The sequence below is a fragment of the Nonomuraea sp. LP-02 genome (genome assembly GCF_036289125.1).
Taxonomy (GTDB): domain Bacteria; phylum Actinomycetota; class Actinomycetes; order Streptosporangiales; family Streptosporangiaceae; genus Nonomuraea; species Nonomuraea bangladeshensis.
In genome coordinates this window covers 8,122,772-8,142,076 of record NZ_JAXCLK010000001.1, presented here as the reverse complement: position 1 = coordinate 8,142,076, position 19,305 = coordinate 8,122,772, and the positions used below count along the sequence as shown (strand labels likewise).

The window sequence follows — 19,305 nt, the reverse complement described above, 5'->3', positions numbered from 1 at the left end:
TCATGACCAGAGGATCATTGATGACCGGTACATGTCAGCACACGCAAAACTCGCCCATCAAGGCATCTTCTGGTAAGGGCCCTTACATGAACCGATAGGTCCTGACCGTAATGGATCACTCACCCAGAATCGCGTCCACGAAGACCTCCGGGTCGAACGGCGCAAGATCGTCGGGGCCCTCGCCGAGCCCGGCGAGCTTGACCGGAACGCCCAGCTCCCGCTGCACCGAGATCACGATGCCGCCCTTGGCGGTGCCGTCGAGCTTGGTCAGCGCAATGCCGGTGATGTTGACGACCTCGGCGAACACCTGGGCCTGGCGCATGCCGTTCTGCCCGGTGGTCGCGTCGAGGACGAGCAGCACCTCGTCGACCGTGGCCTTCTTCTCGATGACCCGCTTGACCTTGCCCAACTCGTCCATCAGGCCGGTCTTGGTGTGCAGGCGGCCTGCGGTGTCGACGATGACGGTGTCGACGTGCTCCTCCATGCCCTTCGCGACGGCGTCGAAGGCCACCGAGGCCGGGTCGGCGCCCTCGGGCCCGCGTACGGTGTCGGCGCCCACGCGCTCGCCCCACGTCTGGAGCTGGTCGGCCGCGGCGGCGCGGAAGGTGTCGGCGGCGCCGAGCAGGACCTTCTTGCCGTCGCCGACCAGCACCCGCGCGAGCTTGCCCGTGGTGGTGGTCTTGCCGGTGCCGTTGACGCCGACGACGAGCACCACGGCCGGCCGCTCGCCGTGCTTCTGCACGTGCAGGGTGCGGTCGAGATCGGGGTCGATCTGGGCGAGCAGCTGCTCGCGCAGCAGCGCCCGCACCTCCGCAGGCGTGCGGGTGCCCAGCACCTTGACGCGGGTGCGCAGCTCCTCGACGATCACCTGCGTCGGCGCGATGCCGACGTCGGCGGTGATGAGGCGCTCCTCGATCTCGTCCCACACCTCGTCGTCGAGCCGGTCGCGGGACAGCAGCTCCAGCAGGCCGCGCCCGAGCGCGCTCTGCGAACGGGCCAGCCGCGAGCGCAGCCGCACCATCCGGCCGGCGGACGGCGGCGGCACCTCGGTCGCGGGGGCGACGACCATCGGCTCCGCGGGCGGGGCGGGCGGCGGCAGCGTGGTGGTCGCGCCACCCTCGCGCTCCTCGCCCGCCGCGGGCGGCTGCTCCTTCTCCTCCGGGATCGGGAGGGTCTCGGGCGGCTTGACCGGCGGGGCCTTACGGCTCGGCCTGAGCAGCAGGAAGAGACCGCCGGCCGCCAGCAGGGCGACGACGGCCACGATCACGATGACGCCGAGGTAACTCTCCACAAGATGTCAGTTTTCCAGATCGACTGTCATGGTCACGCCCAAGGCCACACCGTTCAGGCCGACTCGCGCTCTCTGAGCCGCTGGCTGACGACCTGCGTCACGCCGTCACCGCGCATCGACACGCCGTAGAGAGCGTCGGCGATCTCCATCGTGCGCTTGTTGTGCGTGATGACGATCAGCTGCGAGCTCTGCCGCAGCTCCTCGAAGAGCGTCAGCAGCCGCTGCGTGTTGGTGTCGTCGAGGGCCGCCTCGACCTCGTCCATCACGTAGAACGGCGACGGCCGCGCCTTGAAGATCGAGATCAGGAACGCCACCGCCGTGAGCGAGCGCTCGCCGCCGGACAGCAGCGACAGCCGCTTGACCTTCTTGCCCGGCGGGCGGGCCTCGACCTCGATGCCGGTGGTCAGCATGTCGTCCGGCTGGGTGAGGACCAGCCGGCCCTCGCCGCCGGGGAAGACGCGGGTGAAGATCTGCTCGAACTCGCGGGCGACGTCCTCGTAGGCGGAGGCGAACATCTGCTCCACCCGGTCGTCGACCTCCTTGACCACGGTCAGCAGGTCGCGCCGGGTCTTCTTCAGGTCTTCGAGCTGCGAGGTCAGGAACGCGTGCCGCTCCTCCAGCGCCGCGAACTCCTCCAGGGCGAGCGGGTTGACCTTGCCGAGCTGGGTCATCTGCCGCTCGGCGGCCCGCGCCCGCTTCTCCTGCTCCTCGCGTACGTAGGGGACGGGCGGGTCGCCGGGGACCGGGGCGTCGGGGCCGTATTCGGCGAGCAGCGACTCGACCTCGACGCCGAACTCCTCCAGCGCCCGCTGCTCCATCTGCTCCAGCCGCAGCCGCTGCTCGGTGCGCGCGACCTCGCTGCCGTGCACGCGGTTGACCAGCTTGTCGAGCTCCTGACCGAGCTCGCGCACCCGCAGGCGCACCTGCTTGAGCTCGGCGTCGATCGCGACGCGGGCGAGGTCGGCCTCGTCGCGCTCCCTGGAGGCCAGCGCCACCGACTCGGCGAGGGCCGCGAGCACCCGCTGGGCGCCCTTGCTCACGGCCTCGGCCAGCGCCGCCTGACGCCGCCGCCTGGCCCGCTGGGCGGCCGCCTGGGCGCGTTCCTCGCGTTCGCGGCGGGCGGCCCGCAGCAGGCCGTCGGCGCGGCCCTCGACGCCCTTGACGCGCTCCTCGGCCGTGCGGACCTGGAGGCGGGTGTCCATCTCGCGCTGCCTGGCGGCCTCGCAGGAGGCGGCCAGCTCGTCGCGCAGGTCGGTGGTGGGCTCGGTCTCCAGCTCCTGGGCGTATTCGGCCTCGGCCAGGCGGATCTCCAGCTCGGCCAGCTCCTCCAGGCCCTCGGCGCGGGCCTCCTCGGCCTTGGCCACGCTCGCGGCCAGGCGCTCGGCCTCGGCGCGGGCGGCGCCCTCGGCGGCCTCCAGCTGGGCGAGCCGCCGGGCGGCGGCGGCCGTGCGCTGGTCGGCCTCCCGCTGGCGGCCCCTGACCTGGTCGAGCGCGCCCTGGGCGGCGCTCACGCCGGACTGGGCGGTGGTGACGGCGGTCTGGGCCTCGTTGACCCCGGCCTGGGCGGCCTCCAGCGCGGCCTGCGCGCGCTGCTCCCCGGCGATCGCCTCGTCCAGCGCCGCCGCGGTCTCCTCCGCCCGCGCCTCGGCCTCCTCCAGGTCTCTGACGGCCTCGTCGAACGCGGCGCGGACCTGGAGCACGGACTGCCCGCCCGCGGCTCCGCCGCTCGCCACCCGCGCACCCACGACGTCTCCGGCCATGGTGACGGCCCTGAGCCGCGGGTGCAGCTCGACCAGCTCCCGCGCCGCCTCCAGGTCGGCCACGACGGCGACGCCGTCGAGCACGTGGTCGAGCGCCGGCCGCAGATGATCGGGAACGGTGACCAGGTCGGCGGCCCACCGCGCCCCCGCGGGCGCGGCCCCGCGCGCCCCGCCGGGGCCGGAAGGGCCGCCGGGGCGTGCCACCAGCAGCGTGGCCTGGCCGGAGTCGTGCTCGCGCAGCAGAGCGAGTGCGTCCACGGCGGTGTCGATGGTCTTGACGGCGATCGCCTCGGCGACCGGGCCGAGCACGGCGGCGACGGCCGCCTCGGCGCCCGGCGTGACCTGCAGGGCGACCGCCAGCGGCCCGAGCACCCCGGCGAGGTCGGCCTCCAGCAGCGCGGCCCCGCCGTCGCCCCTCGCCAGGCCCAGCTCCAGGGCGTCGCGGCGGGCGGCCAGCGCGGCCACCGACCGCTGCGCCTCCTGGTCGGCGGAGCGCGCGGTGGCGACCGCCGAACGGGCGGCCTGCAGCCCGGAACGCGGCCCGTCGAGCGCGGCCTTGGCCTCCTCGGCCGCCGCCCTGGCCGCGTCGGCGACCGCTCGGGCCTCCTCGACCAGGGCCTGCGCCGTGGCCAGCTCCTCGGCCAGCGCGGGATCGACCGCGGGCTCCTCCAGCCGCTGGGTCTCCAGGTCCTCGCCGGCCTGCCTGGCGCGCTCGGCGGCCTCGGCCACGGCCTGCTGGAGCCGGCCGATCTCCTCCTCGGCGGCGCGGGACCTGCTGCGTACGGAGTCGACCTGGCCGCGCAGCTTGGCCAGGCCCTCGCGGCGGTCGGCGGCGGCCCTGGCGGCCAGCGCGAGCCGCCGCTCCTCGGCGCTCAGCTCGGCCTCGTGCCCCGCCCGCGCCTCGACGGCCTCCTCCAGCAGCTCGCGCGCCTGCTCCAGCTCCGCCCTGAGCACGAGCTCGCGCTCGCGCGCCTCGGCCGCCTCGCGTTCGAGGTCTTCGGGGTCGCGGCCGCGGCGCTCGATGGAGGCGGCGTCGAGCGCGTGGCGGTGCCGCTCGGCGGCGAGCTGCTCCAGGCCGGTGGTGCGCTCGCGGAGCGAGGACAGCCGGAAGTAGGTCTCCTGGGCTGCGGCCAGCCGGGGCTGGGCCTCGGCCTCGGCGGCCTCCAGCGCGGCCTCCCGCTGCTGGGCCTCGGACAGCTCGGCCTCGACCTGGGCCCGCCTGGCCATGATCGCGGCCTCGTCGGCGGCCTCGCGCTCCAGGGTGGCGCGCAGCGTGCCGACGTCGTCGGCGAGCAGCCGCAGCCGGGCGTCGCGCAGGTCGGCCTGGATGACGGCGGCCTTGCGGGCGATCTCGGCCTGCCTGCCGAGTGGCTTGAGCTGGCGGCGCAGCTCGGTCGCGAGGTCCTGGACGCGGGTCAGGTTGGCCTGCATGGCGTCCAGCTTGCGCAGCGCCTTCTCCTTGCGCTTGCGGTGCTTGAGCACGCCGGCGGCCTCTTCGATGAAGGCCCTGCGGTCTTCGGGGCCCGCGTGCAGCACGGCGTCGAGCTGGCCCTGGCCGACGATGACGTGCATCTCGCGGCCGATGCCCGAGTCGGACAGCAGCTCCTGGATGTCGAGCAGGCGGCAGGTGTCGCCGTTGATCGCGTATTCGCTCTGCCCGGACCGGAACATCAGCCGGCTGATCGTGACCTCGGTGTAGTCGATCGGCAGCGCGCCGTCGGTGTTGTCGATGGTCAGCGTGACCTCGGCGCGGCCGAGTGGCGGCCGGGAGGAGGTGCCGGCGAAGATGACGTCCTCCATCTTGCCGCCGCGCAGCGACTTGGCGCTGTGCTCGCCCATGACCCAGGCGAGGGCGTCCACGACGTTGGACTTGCCCGAGCCGTTGGGGCCGACCACGCAGGTGATGCCCGGCTCGAACCGCAGGGCGGTGGCGGAGGCGAAGGACTTGAATCCGCGCAGGGTGAGGGTTTTCAGGTACAAAAGCGACCCCCTTCTCCCCGACCCGGACCTTCGGAAGAGCCTACTGGTCCCGGCCACCCGGCGCAGGCGGCACCGGGTGGGACAAGGGCAAATAGCAAGGGACGCCTCTCGGAGACGTCCCTGGGTCTTGCGCTCCGATCACTCTCAGGTGAGTGCCGGCTCGCGCTCTTGCATGCGGCTGAGCGCCTCGTCGCGGGTTTGCGCCGCAAGAGCGTCGTTCGTGGCCTGAAGTCGGATGAGTTCTGCCTCCAGGTCACGGATGCGCTGCTGCAGGCGACGCATCTCCGAGACCATACGAGGGTCAGGACCGCCGACGTGGCCGAGTAGAGCCTTCGCCATGGTAAAGGGTCCTCCACGCTGAGTGACCAGACTGGTTCGCGCACTTCTTATTCCGCGGGAGGGGTGCGCGTGGTACCTAACAAGAGTCGCACCGGCAGTGTGGGCGGTCAAGTCGAACAAACCGCTGCGCCCTACTGATGGGCACTCCCGACATACAACTATACCCTATTTGGGCGGTTAGACAAAACCGTCTACCTCTCTACAAAACCGCCCAAACTACCTCGGGGTTCGCTCCAACGTTCCACTACTCCATCGACCCTGCCCGGCGTGTCGCAACCTCTGAGCAGCTCCAGCAGCTTGACGCAGCTCGCGCGGGGGCCCTCCGCGACGACCTCGACCCGGCCGTCGTCGGTGTTGCGCGCCCATCCGGTGAGGCCCAGCTCCAGTGCCCTGGCACGGGTCCACCAACGGAAACCGACACCCTGGACCCTCCCCCGGACCCAAGCCGTCAACCTGGCGTTTTCCTGATTTTCCGTCATCTTTCCCCTCCCCCTCAGGCCGTTCGCAGGCGGTCGGAGCGCCCCTCCCGGAGGGACGCCCAACCGTCCGCCGCCGTCACGAAGGCCCTGACCGCGGCGCTCTCCGCCGTCCTGACCCAGGCCAAACCCAAGATCGACGGCATCAGCCCGCTGACCGGGACGAAGCTTACGTCGGCCCGCTCGTGGACCTCGGCGGTGGGTGTGCACAAAAGCATTCCTCCCCGCCCCAGAGCCACCTGTGTCAAGCCCTCCTGGATGGTGGCGACCGCGCCGGCCCGGGGTATCGGACGACCGGAAGGCGTCACGGAGGGTGCCGTCCGCTCGCCCCACCAGCGCGGCGCCGGCCCCGCCAGGCCGATCAGCGGCACCCCGGCCAGCTCCTCCGCCGTGACAACCGCCCGCCCCGCCAGCGGATGGCCGGCCGGGAGCCCGAGCCGGTAGGAGACCCTGTTCAGCGCCGGCCCCGTGGCGAGATCGGGCTCGTCCACCGGCAGCAGGGTGAAGACGACGTCCACCCCGCCGGCGCGCAGCCGGGTGAAGGGGTCGGCCAGCGGGATCTCCACCAGCTCGGCCACGCTGCCGGGATGGCGGCGCTCGAAGGCCCGTACGCTGCCCGTCACGACCTCCGTGGGCGTCGCGAGGAAGCCGACCCGCACCACTTCCGTCACCGTACGCGCGGCCGCCCTGGCGCGGCTCACGGCGCCCGTCACGCCGTCGTAGGCGGGCCTCAGGTCGGCCAGGAACCGCTCGCCGAGCGGCGTGAGGCGCACCCGCCGGCTCGTCCGGTCGAACAGCCGGCCGCCGATCCTGGCCTCCAGAGCGCGCAGGAGCTGGCTCACCCGGGCGGGTGACAGGTAGAGGCGTTCGGCCGTACGGGCGAAGTGCAGCTCCTCGCTGAGCACCAGGAAGCACTCCAGCTCCCTGAAGTCCATGTCCGCCTCCCTTGGATCGTTAAGCCTGACTGAACCAAGCCTTCGGACTTCGCCGTTGTTCCCGGTGCGGGGCCGGAAGAAGGCTGAGGGGCATGACGACAACCCTTGACGCGTCCTCCGTACGGGCGCGCCCGCTCGCCGTGGCCGCGGTCGCCCTCGGCACCTTCACGCTCGTGACCAGCGAGATGCTTCCCGTCGGCCTGCTCACCCCGATCGCCGCGGACCTCGGGATCTCGCCGGGGGCGGCGGGCCTCACCATGACCGCGCCAGGGCTGGTGGCCGCCGTCGTCGCGCCGGCGCTGGCCGTGGCCGCCCGCCGGGCCGACCGCAGAACCCTGCTGATGGGGCTGATGGCGCTGCTGGCGGCGGCGAATCTCGCGGCGGCGCTCGCTCCCGGCTACGCGGTCATGCTGGCGGCCCGGGTGGCGACCGGGGTGAGCATCGGCGGATTCTGGGCGTTCGCGGCCGGGCTCGGGGCGCGGCTGGTGCCCGAGCGGCAGGTCGGGCGGGCCACGGCGGTCATTCTGGGCGGGGTGTCGGTGGCGTCGGTGCTGGGGGTGCCCGCGGCGGCGCTGGTGTCCTCCTCGGCCGGGTGGCGGGCGGCCTTCGCCGCGCTGGGCGTCCTGGCCCTGGCCCTGCTCGCCCTGCTCGCCGCCACCCTCCCGGCCCTGCCCGCCGCCGCGTCGGAGGCCGGGGCGAAGGCGGGGTTCCGGGTGTCGCGGGCGCTCGCCCTCGTGATCGTGCTGACCGTGCTGATCATCAGCGGCCACTTCGCCGCCTACACCTACCTGCGGCCGTTCATGGAGCAGGTCGCGCAGGCCGGTCCCGGCCTGGTCAGCGCCGCCCTCCTGCTGTACGGCGCGGCCGGCGTGGCCGGCAACTTCGCGGCAGGGGCCCGCGCGGCCAGGAGTCCACGGGCCGTCCTCGTCGTGCTGGCCGCCCTCATCGCCCTGGCCACGGCCGCCCTGGCGCTCGCCGCCCCGCCCCTCGCCGCGCTCATCGTGTGGGGGCTCGGCTACGGCGGCGTCGGCGTGACGCTGCAACTGTGGATCATGCGCTCCGGCGGCGGCGAGCTGGGGACCGCGCTGTTCGTGAGCGCGTTCAACCTGTCGATCGCGCTCGGCGCCCTGGCGGGCGGCCGGGTGGTGGACGGGGTGTCGATCACCGCCGCGATGTGGCCGGCCGCCGCACTCAGCCTGCTGGCCGCTGCCGCCGCTGGCATCTGGGGCAGGAGTAGGACGAGCGGTTCATGAACGCCTCCCGCCGGATCGCCGCGCCGCACCGGGAGCAGGGCAGGTCGCGCCGCCCGTAGACCTCCAGCGAGCGCTCGAAGTAGCCGCTCTCGCCGTTGACGTTGACGTACAGGCTGTCGAACGACGTGCCGCCCTGCCGCAGTGCGGCGGCCATGACGGTGCGGACCGCCGCCAGCAGCTCGGCGATCTTCGGCTTGCTGAGCGTCTGCGTCGGACGGGCCCAGTGCAGCCGGGAGATCCAGAGGGCCTCGTCGGCGTAGATGTTGCCGACGCCGCTGATCAGCGACTGGTCCAGCAGGGCCCGCTTGACCTCGGTGCGCCTGGCCCGCAGCCGCCGGGCGAACTCCTCGTCGTCGAAGGCCGGCTCGAACGGGTCGGGCGCGATGTGCACGATCGGCTCGGGCACCCCGTCCACCAGGGCGGTGAGCATGACGTGCCCGAACGTGCGCTGGTCGACGAAGCGCAGATCGGGGCCGCCGTCCTCGAAGCGGAGGCGGACCCGCAGATGCTTCTCCGGCGGCGCCTGCGGATCGACGACCAGGAGCTGGCCGCTCATCCCCAGATGCGCCAGCAGCGCCTCCGGAGCGCCCGACAGCGGCAGCCACAGGTATTTGCCGCGGCGCTCGGCCGACAGCACCGTGCGGCCCTTCAGCCGGGCCGCGAACTCGTCGGCGCCGGGCGCGTGCCGCCGGACGGCGCGCGGGTGCAGCACCTCGGCGTCGGCGATCTCGCGGCCGACGACCCACTGGGCGAGGCCGCGCCTGACGACCTCGACCTCCGGCAACTCCGGCACAGGGACTCCGCTCCTCGCGCGGGTCAGCCCGCGGCGGGCTGGCTCTCGCGCTGCTTCTCGCGCTCGTCGCGGCGGGCCCTGATGCGGGTCCACGCCGCCTCGGCGGCCTGCTGCTCGGCCTCCTTCTTGCTGCGGCCGGTCCCCGATCCGTAGGACTCGCCGCCGACCCGCACCATGGCGGTGAACGACTTGGCGTGGTCGGGCCCGCTCTCCTCGACGTGGTATTCGGGCACGCCGAGCGCCTCGGAGGCGGTGAGCTCCTGCAGCGAGGTCTTCCAGTCGAGCCCGGCGCCCAGCGACGCCGAACGCACGATCAGCGGGTCGAACAGCAGGTGGACCACGCGGAACGCCTCGCCGAGCCCTTTGTCGACGTAGATCGCGCCGATCAGGGCCTCCAGCGTGTCGGCCAGGATCGAGGACTTGTCGCGCCCGCCGGTGCCCTCCTCGCCCCTGCCGAGCCGCAGGAAGCGGCCGAGGCCGAGGTTGCGGGCCACGTCGGCCAGCGCGCGCATGTTGACCACGGCCGCGCGCAGTTTGGCGAGCTGACCTTCGGGCAGGTCAGGGTGGTTGCGGTAGAGGGTGTCGGTGACCACCAGGCCGAGCACCGAGTCGCCGAGGAACTCAAGGCGCTCGTTGGTCGGCAGGCCGCCGTTCTCGTACGCGTACGAGCGGTGCGTCAGCGCCCGCTCAAGAATGTCGTGGTCGAGCCCGACCGACAGAACCTGCTCCAGCTCGTCCCTGGCTACTTCGACGGCCACGGGCTTAGGACCTGCGCCCACGTGCTTCCTCCTCGGACATCTTCCTATGGCGATGGCGCGCCGACTGACGGGAAGATGCCCGAAAACGTGGTGGGCGTCGGGGTGATCGCGTTGGCCCCGGCGTCCACCACGGCCGCGGGCGAACCGCCGCCGCACGCATCTGAGACGGTAACGCCGACCGAGGCACAATGGCACTCGGTCGGCATCACGTCAACTGCTGACGAGAAACCTGCCGTGTGACTGCCGCCACGCTTTCAACCAAGCACGAAAGGCGTCGGCGGTCCATCCGGCAGAGGTGCCGGCGGATCAGGCGGACGGCTCGATGACCTGACGACGGTTGTAGGTGCCGCAGGTGGGGCAGGCGATGTGCGGCTGCTTCGGCGAACGGCACTGCGGGCAGCTCACCAGGGCGACGGCAGTCGTCTTCCACTGGGAGCGACGGGCGCGGGTGTTGCTCCGCGACATCTTTCGCTTCGGGACGGCCACGTCACTTCTCCTGATCGTTATCTTTGTCGGAAATCAGACCTTGCAACGACGCCCAGCGGGCATCGATCACCTCGTGCCGGTGGTCGTCGCCGGCCTCGGCCAGCTTGACCCCGCACTCCGCGCAGAGCCCTTCGCAGTCCTCGCGGCACACGGGGCTCAGCGGCAGTGCGAGCACCACCGCGTCGCGGAACGTCGGCTCAAGGTCGAGCAGCTCGCCGTCGAGCAGCGAGTCGTCCTCGGAGGCGTCCTCGTCGGAGTAGAAGAACAGCTCCTGCAGATCGACCTCGATGTCCGAGGACATCGGGTCGAGGCAGCGGGCGCACTCCCCGGCGAGCGGGGCGCGCGCCGTGCCGGACACGAGCACGCCTTCCATCACTGCTTCGAACCGGAGATCCAGCTCGACTTCGGCGTCCTTGGGGACACCGATCATGTCGACGCCGAGGTCTGCCGGTGCCGGGAGCGCCAGGGTCATCTGCCGCATCGTGCCCGGCCGCTTGCCCAGGTCATGAGTGGAGATCACCCACGGGGAGCGGGGGTCGAGGTGCTGAGTCATCCTGATCTCGCTAGGCATGGCGAAGATGCTCGCCGTCGTACAAGGCCGAAATGAAAGGATAGCAGGTCGCGTTCAGCCCCTGAGCCGCTCGATGAGGAGCTTGTGCACGAGGTCGGGCACCAGGCCCGACACGTCTCCACCATAGCGGGCGATCTCCTTGACCCTGCTGGAGGACAGGAACGAGTATTCGGGATTGGTCGGCATGAACAGCGTCTCCACCCCCGACAGGCGGTAGTTGAGCTGGGCCATCTGCAGTTCGTAGTCGAAGTCGCTGACCACCCTGATGCCCTTGACGATGGCGGGGATGTCGTTCTGCTTGCAGAAGTCCACGAGCAGGCCGTGGAACTTCCTGACGGTGACGTTCGCGAAATCCTTCGTGACCGTCTGCAGGATCTCGATGCGTTCGTCGACGGTGAACAGGCTGCTCTTCTCGACGTTGATGAGGACCGCCACGGTCACCTCGTCGTACAGGCGGGCCGAACGTCCGATGATGTCGAGATGGCCATTGGTGATGGGGTCGAACGACCCCGGGCAGACTACGCGGCGCAAGACGCCTCCCAGGTCTACGGGTTCCCGGCGGCGCGACCGTACCAAACGGACGCTTCGCCATAACGACGGACCCTCTCCTCAACGTACCCGTCAGGCCACACAAGGGCATTTCCCCTGCTTTCCCGCTCGAAAGCCACCAGCCCTTCCTCGGCCAGCCAGCCGTGGTCCCGCAGCAGCTCAAGCACGGTCGTCACCTCGGCGTCCGGCACCGCGTAAGGAGGATCGGCGAAGACGACGTCGAACGGCCCGCCCTCCGGCGGCTTGGCGAGCAGCCGCGTGACCTTGTCCGCGACCACCCGCGCGCCCTCCAGGCCCAGCGTGCGGACATTGTCCTTGATCGTCCGCACCGCCTTCGGGTCGGACTCGACCAGCACCGCCTCCGCGGCCCCGCGCGACAGGGCCTCCAGGCCGATCGCGCCGGAGCCGGCGTAGAGGTCGAGGAAACGGACCTCGTCGAGGCCGTACAGGGAACCGAGCGTCAAGAAGATGCCTTCTCTGGCCCTGTCGCTGGTCGGCCTCGTGCCGCGCCCCGGCGGCACCGCCAGCCGCCTGCCACCTGCGCTCCCCGCGATGATCCGAGTCATGTGCCCCATTCTTTCGCATGTTCCCGCAGGTCAAGAGTGGACAAGTGTCGGCCTCGGCTGAGCAAGGGTGATTGGCTTCGGCCGGGACGGCACGCATGATGAGTCTGCGGCCTTCAAGATGACCCACATGAAGGCCGACCGGCGTGATCGTGAGCCCTTCCGCACGCCGGTTCCCTCGGCACCTGACCCGAGGGTGGGCCCAGCCGGGGACGGCATTCGGGGGGAGGCCGTCCCCGCGGCTGGGTTTCTTCTTCCTCCTCTTTTGCGCCGCTCGCTCAGGTCTTCTCCAGGTATTCGGCCCGCTCGTCCTGCAGCAGCCGGTCGATCTCGGCCCGCAGGGCCGGGTGGCCGGCGAGGTCGGCGTCCTCGGCGAGCAGCGCGGCGGCCTCGTCACGGGCCGCGGCGATCACGTCCTCGTCGCGCAGGAGCTGCAGCAGCTTCAGCGAGCTGCGCTTGCCCGACTGGGCGGCGCCCAGGACGTCGCCCTCGCGGCGCTGCTCCAGGTCGACCCGGGACAGCTCGAAACCGTCGAGCGTGGCGGCCACCGCGTCGAGCCTCGCGCGAGCGGGGGTGCCCGCCGGGAAGTCGGAGACCAGCAGGCACAGGCCCGGCAGGCCGCCCCGGCCCACCCGGCCGCGGAGCTGGTGGAGCTGGGAGACGCCGAAACGGTCGGCGTCCATGATGATCATCACGGAGGAGTTGGGGACGTCGACGCCGACCTCGATCACCGTGGTCGCGATCAGCACGTCGAGCTCGCCGCGCGAGAACGAGCGCATGATCGTGTCCTTCTCCTCCGGCGGCAGCTTGCCGTGCAGGACGCCCACCCGCAGGTCGTGGAAGGGCCCCTGGGTCAGCAGCTCGGCCACGTCGAGCACGGCCAGCGGCGGTCGCCGCTCGTCGTCGCCCGAGGCCGCCGCCACCTGCAGGTCGCCCTCGTCGCCCTCCAGGTCGCCGATGCGCGGGCACACGATGTAGGCCTGCCGCCCCAGCGCCACCTCCTCCCGCACCCGCTCCCAGGTGCGGTCCAGGTAGTGGGGCTTCTCGGCGGCCGGGACGACGTGCGTGGTGATCGGCGCCCGCCCGGACGGGAGCTGCGACAGCGTGGAGACCTCTAGGTCGCCGAAGACCGTCATCGCGACCGTGCGCGGGATCGGCGTGGCCGTCATGACCAGCACGTGCGGCCGGGCGTCACCGGCCTTCTCGCGCAGCGCGTCACGCTGCTCCACCCCGAACCGGTGCTGCTCGTCCACCACCACCAGCCCGAGATCGGCGAACTGCACGTGCTCTTGGAGCAGCGCGTGCGTGCCGACCACGATCCCGGCGTTGCCCGAGGCGGCGTCGAGCAGCGCCGCGCGGCGGGCGGGCGCGCCCATCGAGCCGGTCAGCAGCGTGACCGCCGTGCCGCCGAACATGCCGCCCTGCGCGAGGTCTCCCAGCATGGCCGTGATCGAGCGGTGGTGCTGCTGGGCCAGCACCTCGGTGGGCGCCAGCAGCGCGGCCTGGCCGCCCGCGTCGACGACCTGGAGCATCGCGCGCAGCGCCACCACGGTCTTGCCCGCGCCCACCTCGCCCTGGAGCAGGCGGTGCATCGGGTGCTCGCGGGCGAGGTCGTCGGCGATCTCCTCGCCGACCGCGGCCTGCCCCTCCGTCAGCGCGAACGGCAGCCGCTCGTCGAACGAGGCCAGCAGTCCGTCCGCACGCCTCGGCCGGGGCCGCGCGGGCCAGGCGGTGGCCGCCTGACGGCGCTGGAGCAGCACCGCCTGGAGCACGAACGCCTCGTCGAACTTCAGCCGCTGCCGCGCCCGCCCCATCTCGGCGAAGTCCTTCGGCCGGTGGATGCCCGCCAGCGCCTCGCCCAGCGGCTGCAGCTTGTGGCGGGCCCGCAGCTCGGCCGGCAGCGGGTCGTCGAGCGGGCCGAGCGTGTCGAGCACGACGCCGATCGCCCGCCGGATCGCCCACGGCGTGACGTCCTTGCCCGCCGGATAGATCGGCACCGGCGCGGCCGCGAACTCCGCCGCGCCGCCCTCGTCCTCCTCCTCGAACAGCTCGAACTCCGGATGCGCGAGCTGCCAGCGCGGCCGGCCGCGCGCCCCGAACAGTCCCACCTTGCCGGCGAACATGCCGCGCCGCCCCGGCTTGAGCCGCGACTCGGCCGCGTGGGAGCCCTTGCCGAAGAACGACAGGTAGATCTTGTCGCCGCTGCCGTCGGCGACCTCGACCTCCAGCCAGGTGCCGCCCCGGTTGCGCATCGGCTTGCGCATCAGCCGGGTGACCTCGCCGACCACCGTGACGTGCTCGTCCACCTCCAGGTCGGCGAGCGAGGTCAGCTCGCCACGCTCGGCGTAGCGGCGTGGATAGTGGCGCAGCAGGTCGCCGACCGTCTCCAGGCCGAGCACACTGTGCAGCAGCTTGGCGGTCTTCGGGTCGAGCGCCTTCGTCAGAGGCTCGTCGAAACGGCTCACGGCATTAAGTTCTACCGCCTGCGGCCGACAGGAATCCCGCCATCCCCCGGCGCGTCACTCGACTCCGATCAGCAGGGGGTAGCCGCCCTGACCGCCCGCGTACACGGCGAGGTCGACGTCCGGCCGCGTGACCCGCAGGTGCTCCTCCACGCCCTCGGCGAGGCCCGGCGGGGCGCCGGCGCCCGTGATCAGGGTGACCAGCTCGCCGCCGCCCGCCACCAGGCGGTCCACGACCAGCGCCGCCACCTGATCGAGCGCGACGCCGATCACCGCCACGTCGCCCTCGATGAGGCCGAGCACGTCGCCGGGGCGGCACACCCCGGCGCTGGTGAACGCCTCCTCGCCGGCCACCGTCACGTGCCCGCAGCGGGTCTGGCCGGCCGCGTCCGCCATCGCCACCACGTCGTCGCCGAAGCGGCGCAGCGGATCGTGCACGGCCAGCGCGGCGAGGCCCTGCACGGTCGCCCGCGTGGGCAGCACGCTGACCGCCTGCCCGTCCTGACGGGCGATCTCGGCCGCCGCGGCGGCCACGTCGCCGACGCCCTCGTCGTTGGGCAGGACCACGACCTCGCTGCCCGCCTGGCGGATCGCCGCCAGCAGGGCGGGCAGCGGTGGCCGCGAGCCGGGCTCGCGGCGCACCACGACGGCCCCGCACTCCTCGAACAGCGCGGCGATGCCGTCGCCCGCGGCCACGGCCACCACGCCCCGGCCAGCCTCGGCGTGGCGGGCGCGCTCGGCCAGGTAGGTGATCCGGATCCGGTGCGGGCGTCCCGCCCGAATGCCCGCCTCCACGGCCGGCCCGGCCTCCGGCACGTGGACGTGCACGTTCCACAGCCCGTCGCCGCCGACCACGACCAGCGAGTCGCCCATCGCGTCCAGCTCCGCGCGCAGCGCCGCCACGGCCCCGTCGTCGGCGTCCAGCAGGTACATCACCTCGTAACCCGCACCGGCCTCGGTCATCGGCTGGAGCCGGGCGGCCGGGGCGGGCACGTCGTAGTGGCCGTCGTAGGAGCCGGTGACGACCGCGGCCAGGGTCTCCAGCACGATCGCCGCCCCGGCGCCGCCCGCGTCCACGACGCCGCTGCGGGCCAGCACGTCGAGCTGGCTCGGGGTGCGCCCGAGCGCCGCCCTGGCCTCGCCCGCCGCGCGCCGCGCCACCTCGGCCAGGTCGCCGTCCAGCTCCCGTACGGCCAGCGCGGCCGACTCCAGCACGCTCAGCACCGTGCCCTCCACGGGCCTGGCCACGGCCTCCCTGGCCAGCACGGCGGCCCGGTGCAGCGCGATCCGCAGGTCGTGGCCGTCCTTCAGCACCTCGGCCAGGCCGCGCAGGGCCTGGCTGACGATCACGCCGGAGTTGCCCCGCGCGCCCACCAGGGCGCCGTACGACAACGTCTGCCACACCACGGCCGCGTCCACGTCGTCGGGCAGGGACTCGACGGCCTCGGCCGCGGACAGCAGGGTCAGGTGCAGGTTGGTGCCGGTGTCGCCGTCAGCCACCGGGAACACGTTGAGCGCGTCGATGTCCGTCCTGGCCCGGCCGAGCGCGTCGGCCGCCAGCCGCGCCCAGCGACGCACCGCGGGCGGGTCGAGGGTCTCCATCCGGCGCCTCCGTGCTCCCGCGTGCGCTACCGTTGTCGATGGAGAATATCTCCGTGCCGGGTTGATCGAGTCTCCCGGCCAGTGCTCCAGTTCGCGCCCAGCGGTATGGATCGGATATTCTCGTCTGGCTGGCCGGTTGTCCCGGCATGCCCTCCGCCCGGAAAGCATCAGCGGACAGGGCTACATCGACTGTTTTAAGGAGCGATACCGTGGCTTCCGTCTGCGATGTCTGCCGCAAGGGGCCGACCTTCGGTAACAACGTGTCCCACTCTCACCGCCGCACCCGCCGTCGTTGGAACCCCAACATCCAGACGGTGCGCGCGGTCGTCGGCGGCACGCCGAAGAAGCTGAACGTGTGCACCTCGTGCATCAAGGCGGGCAAGGTCACCCGCTAAGTTCTTCCACGTGCGAAGGCCCGCCTCTCTTCCGGGAGCAGCGGGCCTTTGTCATGCCCGGCCGTCATGCCCGGCGGTCATGCCCGGCGCCGGGCCGGCGGTCAGCGCCAGCGCCAGGCGTGGTCCACGGGGCCGATGCCCGCGCCCAGGGGGAAGCCGTGGGCGATGGCGCCGGTCACGTACTCCTTGGCCGCCCGCACCGCCTCCGGCACGTCGTCGCCCAGCGAGAGGCGGGAGGCGATGGCCGAGGCCAGCGTGCAGCCGGTGCCGTGGGTGTGGCGGTTGTCGTGGCGCTCGGCGGCGAAGCGGTGCTCCTCGGCGCCGTCGGTCAGCAGGTCCACCGGCGCGCCCGGCAGGTGGCCGCCCTTGATCAGCGCCCATCGGGGACCCAGCGCGAGCACGGCGTCGGCCGCGCGGCGCAGGCCGTCCTCGTCCTCGACCTTGACCGAGGTGAGCTGCTCGACCTCCCACAGGTTCGGCGTCGCCACCGTGGCCACCGGGAGCAGCCGGGTGCGCATCGTCTCCACGGCCTCCTCCGCGAGCAGCGAATCGCCGTGCTTGGACACCCCGACGGGATCGACGACGACCGGCGCGCCGTACCGGCCGAGGGCCTCGGCGACCACCTCGACCAGGACGGGCGAGGCCAGCATGCCGGTCTTGACCGCCTGGGCGCCGATGTCGCCGAGCACCGAGTCGAGCTGCGCGCGTACGGCCTCGGGCGGCAGCTCCCAGTAGCCCTGGACGCCGAGCGAGTTCTGCGCGGTCACCGCCGCGATGACGCTCATGCCGTGGACGCCCATGGCCATCATGGTCTTCAGGTCGGCCTGGATGCCCGCGCCTCCCCCGGAGTCGGAGCCGGCGACGGTGAGCACGCGTGGAGGGGTCGAAACCGTCATGTCCCCCATCCAACCATTTGACCCGGTCAGGTGACGGAGCACTCCCCGCTGACCATGCCGCAGGTCTCCGCCCGCTCGCCCGTCCCGGTCGCGGTGAACGTGACCTCCGCCGAGTCGCCGGCCGCCAGGGTGCTAGGCACGTCCAGGATCAGCAGGTCACCGTCCTGCGTCCAGGTCGCGCCGCGCACGCTCAGCACCTTGCCCTCGACCGGCACCGAGACCGTGGGAGCGGCCAGCGCCCGCGCTGAGGTGTTCGCGACCTTGAGGCTCGCCGAGTAGGTGCCGACGCGCTGCTTGATCGTCTGCCGGACGTTGATCGAGCTGCCGGCGGCGCCGCCCTGCCCGAACGGGCCGGGGCGGTCGGTGTCGACCGGAGTCGGCTGTGCGGGGGGCTCTGTCGCGCCGCCGTCCGAGGAGGGCTCGGGGTTCGGGTTGGGGGTGAGCGTGTCGCTCTCCTCCGCTCCCGTCGGCTCCTCCGTCACCTGCTTGGTCGGCTGTGCGGACGCCTTCACCCTGGTCCTGGTGGGCTTCGGCGTGGGCGAGGTGGTGCGGCGGGGGGCGCGGGCGACGTACGAGGCGGTGGGCGTCGGGCGGCCGGACGGCGTGGTCTTCTCCTCGTCCGCCGTGGGCTCCTCCTCGGGCTCGCTCTCCTCGTCCTCCACCGCCGGGTCGGCGACGGCGGGGCCGGGGTCGGCCGGGCTCTTCTGTACGGCCGCGCAGGTCGCGCCCTCGCACTTGGCCGGGTCGTCGGAGCTCATCAGCTTCACGCCCGCCACCGTGCCGCCGAGCACCACGGCCACGGCGGCGACGGACAGCAGGGCCACCCGGCCCTTGCCGCGGCCGGACGACGACGGGGCGGCCAGGTCGTCGCCCCTGCCCCGGCCACCCTCGTTGTTGCTGCTGTCCCTGCGGCGGCCGCGGCGGCCCTTGGGCTCCTCCGGGTCGTCGAGGTCGTCGAGGCCGGAGTCGGCGGACCAGCCGGAGGTGAGGAAGCCGGTCTCGGCCTCCGCCCACGCCGGGGTCCGGACCGCCGCCGTGGGCTCGCCGGCGACCTTGATGTCTCCGGGCATGGGCGGGCCCGCGGGGGGCGCGGCGTCGAACCTGGCGGTACGGTCGGCCGGGCCTCCGGCCTGCCCGTCCTGCTCGTCGAAGAACCCCTCACCGCGCATCGGCCGCCCAAAGGGATCACTCCCGGGCCCGGCACCCGGGGGCTGGTCAAAGGGCCCGGTCCCACCGGACTGGCCAAAGGGGCCGGTCCCGGTGGCCTGGTCGAAGGGGCCAGTGCCGCCGGGCCGGTCGAAGGGGCCGGGGCCGGTGGGGGTGCCGAACGAGCCGGGGCCGAAGGGGTCGCCGCTCGGGGCCTCATGCGGGGCGGACGGGCCGGGGAATGCGGCGGTGCGCTCGGCGGGGGCGTCGAAGAAGCCTCCACCGGGCCGGGGACCGTCGCCACGTCCCGGCGTCCTGTCGAACGGGCCCGGCACGTCGAAGTCACCTGTGGCGGGCCCGGCGAACGAGCCGCCGCCACCCGGGGCACGCGGGGCACCAGCGGGGTCACCGGGCAGGCCGGCCCCCAGGCCCCGAGGGCCGGCGGGATCGCCGGGGAAGCCAGAGCCGGCGGATCGAGGGCCGGAGGCGGGGTCGCCGGGGCGGCCGACACCGGAGGCTCCAGGGCCGGAGGCCGGCTTGCCGGGGAAGCCAGGGCCGGAGGCGGGGGCGCCGGGGCCCGTGGGGGTGCCGGGAGAAGGGGCGTCCCAGTCCGTGGGGCGGACGAAGGCGCCCGTCACCTCGAAGGGGCCGGCCTGGTCGCCAGGGGGCGGCGGCGGGAAGGCACTCGCGGGTCCGCCGGCGGAGTCGGTGGGCAGCGCGAAAGCTCCGGTGACCTCGAACGGCTCGGACCCCGGCCCGCGCGGCGGCTCGCCGTCGCGGCGCCGCATCGGGGCCCACTGCCCCGTGACCTCGGGCCGGTCCGGCAGGGACGGCCAGCCTGGCGGCTCGGCCTCCTCGTCAGGACCCCAGAATGCGCTACTGCTCCCCCGTTCATCCCCGTCGTCGGATCCACCTGTGCCGTGGCGGCCCATGGCTGCCCTTTCTGCCGGTTACAGTTGGCCGCCAATCTTCATAACACCTTCGCTACGCCGTTGTCACAGCAATCCCACTAGTCGTACCCCAAACCGGGAAAAAATCCCAAAAATCGGG

General features: G+C 72.9%; 17 protein-coding genes. 2 read left to right on the top strand and 15 right to left on the bottom strand.

Translation table 11 applies throughout. From position 1 onward, the window contains the following. Positions 1-115: 115 nt before the first annotated feature. The 5 genes from ftsY to SMD20_RS38205 all read right to left on the bottom strand — a co-directional run bounded on the left by ftsY (position 116) and on the right by SMD20_RS38205 (position 6,781). Positions 116-1,291, bottom strand: coding sequence for a signal recognition particle-docking protein FtsY (gene ftsY, locus SMD20_RS38225; RefSeq protein WP_329590609.1), 1,176 nt, complete (start codon positions 1,289-1,291; stop codon positions 116-118). Between the two features lie 53 nt (positions 1,292-1,344). Further along, positions 1,345-5,031: a chromosome segregation protein SMC gene (gene smc, locus SMD20_RS38220; protein ID WP_329590607.1), complete on the bottom strand. Its 3,687-nt coding sequence runs from the start codon at positions 5,029-5,031 to the stop codon at positions 1,345-1,347. A gap of 144 nt (positions 5,032-5,175) precedes the next feature. Further along, positions 5,176-5,370, bottom strand: a complete 195-nt coding sequence (locus SMD20_RS38215) for a hypothetical protein (RefSeq protein ID WP_090938435.1) — start codon at positions 5,368-5,370, stop codon at positions 5,176-5,178. Between the two features lie 191 nt (positions 5,371-5,561). Beyond that, a complete protein-coding gene (locus SMD20_RS38210; RefSeq protein ID WP_329590605.1) occupies positions 5,562-5,849 on the bottom strand; it encodes an acylphosphatase in 288 nt (95 codons plus the stop codon). 14 nt (positions 5,850-5,863) lie between these two features. After that, positions 5,864-6,781 carry a LysR family transcriptional regulator gene (locus SMD20_RS38205; RefSeq protein ID WP_329590603.1) on the bottom strand — a complete coding sequence of 306 codons (918 nt, stop codon included), beginning with the start codon at positions 6,779-6,781 and terminating at the stop codon, positions 5,864-5,866. Positions 6,782-6,873: 92 nt separating this feature from the next. Between SMD20_RS38205 and SMD20_RS38200 the strand changes: the two genes are divergently transcribed. After that, positions 6,874-8,034 carry an MFS transporter gene (locus SMD20_RS38200; RefSeq protein WP_329590601.1) on the top strand — a complete coding sequence of 387 codons (1,161 nt, stop codon included), beginning with the start codon at positions 6,874-6,876 and terminating at the stop codon, positions 8,032-8,034. On the opposite strand, the gene mutM is transcribed toward SMD20_RS38200, so the two are convergent. From mutM to SMD20_RS38160, 8 genes are all read right to left on the bottom strand, one after another. Further along, complete coding sequence (gene mutM, locus SMD20_RS38195; RefSeq protein WP_329590599.1) at positions 7,973-8,827, bottom strand: bifunctional DNA-formamidopyrimidine glycosylase/DNA-(apurinic or apyrimidinic site) lyase; 855 nt, start codon at positions 8,825-8,827, stop codon at positions 7,973-7,975. The genes SMD20_RS38200 and mutM overlap by 62 nt on opposite strands. A 23-nt stretch (positions 8,828-8,850) precedes the next feature. Beyond that, positions 8,851-9,585 carry a ribonuclease III gene (gene rnc, locus SMD20_RS38190; protein ID WP_442942626.1) on the bottom strand — a complete coding sequence of 245 codons (735 nt, stop codon included), beginning with the start codon at positions 9,583-9,585 and terminating at the stop codon, positions 8,851-8,853. A 306-nt stretch (positions 9,586-9,891) separates the two neighbouring features. After that, positions 9,892-10,071, bottom strand: a complete 180-nt coding sequence (gene rpmF / locus SMD20_RS38185) for a 50S ribosomal protein L32 (RefSeq protein ID WP_033409409.1) — start codon at positions 10,069-10,071, stop codon at positions 9,892-9,894. A 1-nt stretch (position 10,072) separates the two neighbouring features. Beyond that, positions 10,073-10,642, bottom strand: coding sequence for a YceD family protein (locus tag SMD20_RS38180; protein ID WP_091078384.1), 570 nt, complete (start codon positions 10,640-10,642; stop codon positions 10,073-10,075). Positions 10,643-10,696: 54 nt separating this feature from the next. Beyond that, positions 10,697-11,173 (bottom strand): pantetheine-phosphate adenylyltransferase, encoded by a 477-nt coding sequence (gene coaD, locus SMD20_RS38175; RefSeq protein WP_329590596.1) that lies wholly within the window; start codon positions 11,171-11,173, stop codon positions 10,697-10,699. Positions 11,174-11,187: 14 nt separating this feature from the next. Then, positions 11,188-11,757 carry a 16S rRNA (guanine(966)-N(2))-methyltransferase RsmD gene (rsmD, locus tag SMD20_RS38170; protein ID WP_329590594.1) on the bottom strand — a complete coding sequence of 190 codons (570 nt, stop codon included), beginning with the start codon at positions 11,755-11,757 and terminating at the stop codon, positions 11,188-11,190. 275 nt (positions 11,758-12,032) lie between these two features. Beyond that, on the bottom strand, positions 12,033-14,219 hold the full coding sequence (gene recG, locus SMD20_RS38165; RefSeq protein WP_329590592.1) for an ATP-dependent DNA helicase RecG: 2,187 nt from the start codon (positions 14,217-14,219) through the stop codon (positions 12,033-12,035). A gap of 54 nt (positions 14,220-14,273) precedes the next feature. Next, on the bottom strand, positions 14,274-15,818 hold the full coding sequence (locus tag SMD20_RS38160) for a DAK2 domain-containing protein (RefSeq protein ID WP_329590590.1): 1,545 nt from the start codon (positions 15,816-15,818) through the stop codon (positions 14,274-14,276). Between the two features lie 209 nt (positions 15,819-16,027). On the opposite strand from SMD20_RS38160, the gene rpmB reads away from it, so the two are divergent. Next, a complete protein-coding gene (gene rpmB / locus SMD20_RS38155; RefSeq protein ID WP_043618345.1) occupies positions 16,028-16,213 on the top strand; it encodes a 50S ribosomal protein L28 in 186 nt (61 codons plus the stop codon). A 101-nt stretch (positions 16,214-16,314) separates the two neighbouring features. Here rpmB and thiD read toward each other — a convergent pair whose 3' ends face one another. Both thiD and SMD20_RS38145 read right to left on the bottom strand, forming a co-directional pair. Further along, the gene (gene thiD, locus SMD20_RS38150) at positions 16,315-17,118 is read right to left on the bottom strand and encodes a bifunctional hydroxymethylpyrimidine kinase/phosphomethylpyrimidine kinase (protein WP_329590588.1); all 804 of its coding nucleotides are present in this window, start codon (positions 17,116-17,118) and stop codon (positions 16,315-16,317) included. A gap of 17 nt (positions 17,119-17,135) precedes the next feature. Beyond that, positions 17,136-19,043, bottom strand: coding sequence for a hypothetical protein (locus tag SMD20_RS38145; protein ID WP_329590586.1), 1,908 nt, complete (start codon positions 19,041-19,043; stop codon positions 17,136-17,138). Positions 19,044-19,305: the final 262 nt, after the last annotated feature.

Coding starts and splice junctions, on each gene's coding strand:
- SMD20_RS38145 (WP_329590586.1), bottom strand. CDS start 19,043: ATGCGGCGCCGCGACGGCGAGCCGCCGCGCGGGCCGGGGTCCGAGCCG.
- SMD20_RS38210 (WP_329590605.1), bottom strand. CDS start 5,849: ATGACGGAAAATCAGGAAAACGCCAGGTTGACGGCTTGGGTCCGGGGG.
- rsmD (WP_329590594.1), bottom strand. CDS start 11,757: ATGACTCGGATCATCGCGGGGAGCGCAGGTGGCAGGCGGCTGGCGGTG.
- SMD20_RS38215 (WP_090938435.1), bottom strand. CDS start 5,370: ATGGCGAAGGCTCTACTCGGCCACGTCGGCGGTCCTGACCCTCGTATG.
- SMD20_RS38205 (WP_329590603.1), bottom strand. CDS start 6,781: ATGGACTTCAGGGAGCTGGAGTGCTTCCTGGTGCTCAGCGAGGAGCTG.
- SMD20_RS38180 (WP_091078384.1), bottom strand. CDS start 10,642: ATGCCTAGCGAGATCAGGATGACTCAGCACCTCGACCCCCGCTCCCCG.
- thiD (WP_329590588.1), bottom strand. CDS start 17,118: ATGGGGGACATGACGGTTTCGACCCCTCCACGCGTGCTCACCGTCGCC.
- SMD20_RS38200 (WP_329590601.1), top strand. CDS start 6,874: ATGACGACAACCCTTGACGCGTCCTCCGTACGGGCGCGCCCGCTCGCC.
- SMD20_RS38160 (WP_329590590.1), bottom strand. CDS start 15,818: ATGGAGACCCTCGACCCGCCCGCGGTGCGTCGCTGGGCGCGGCTGGCG.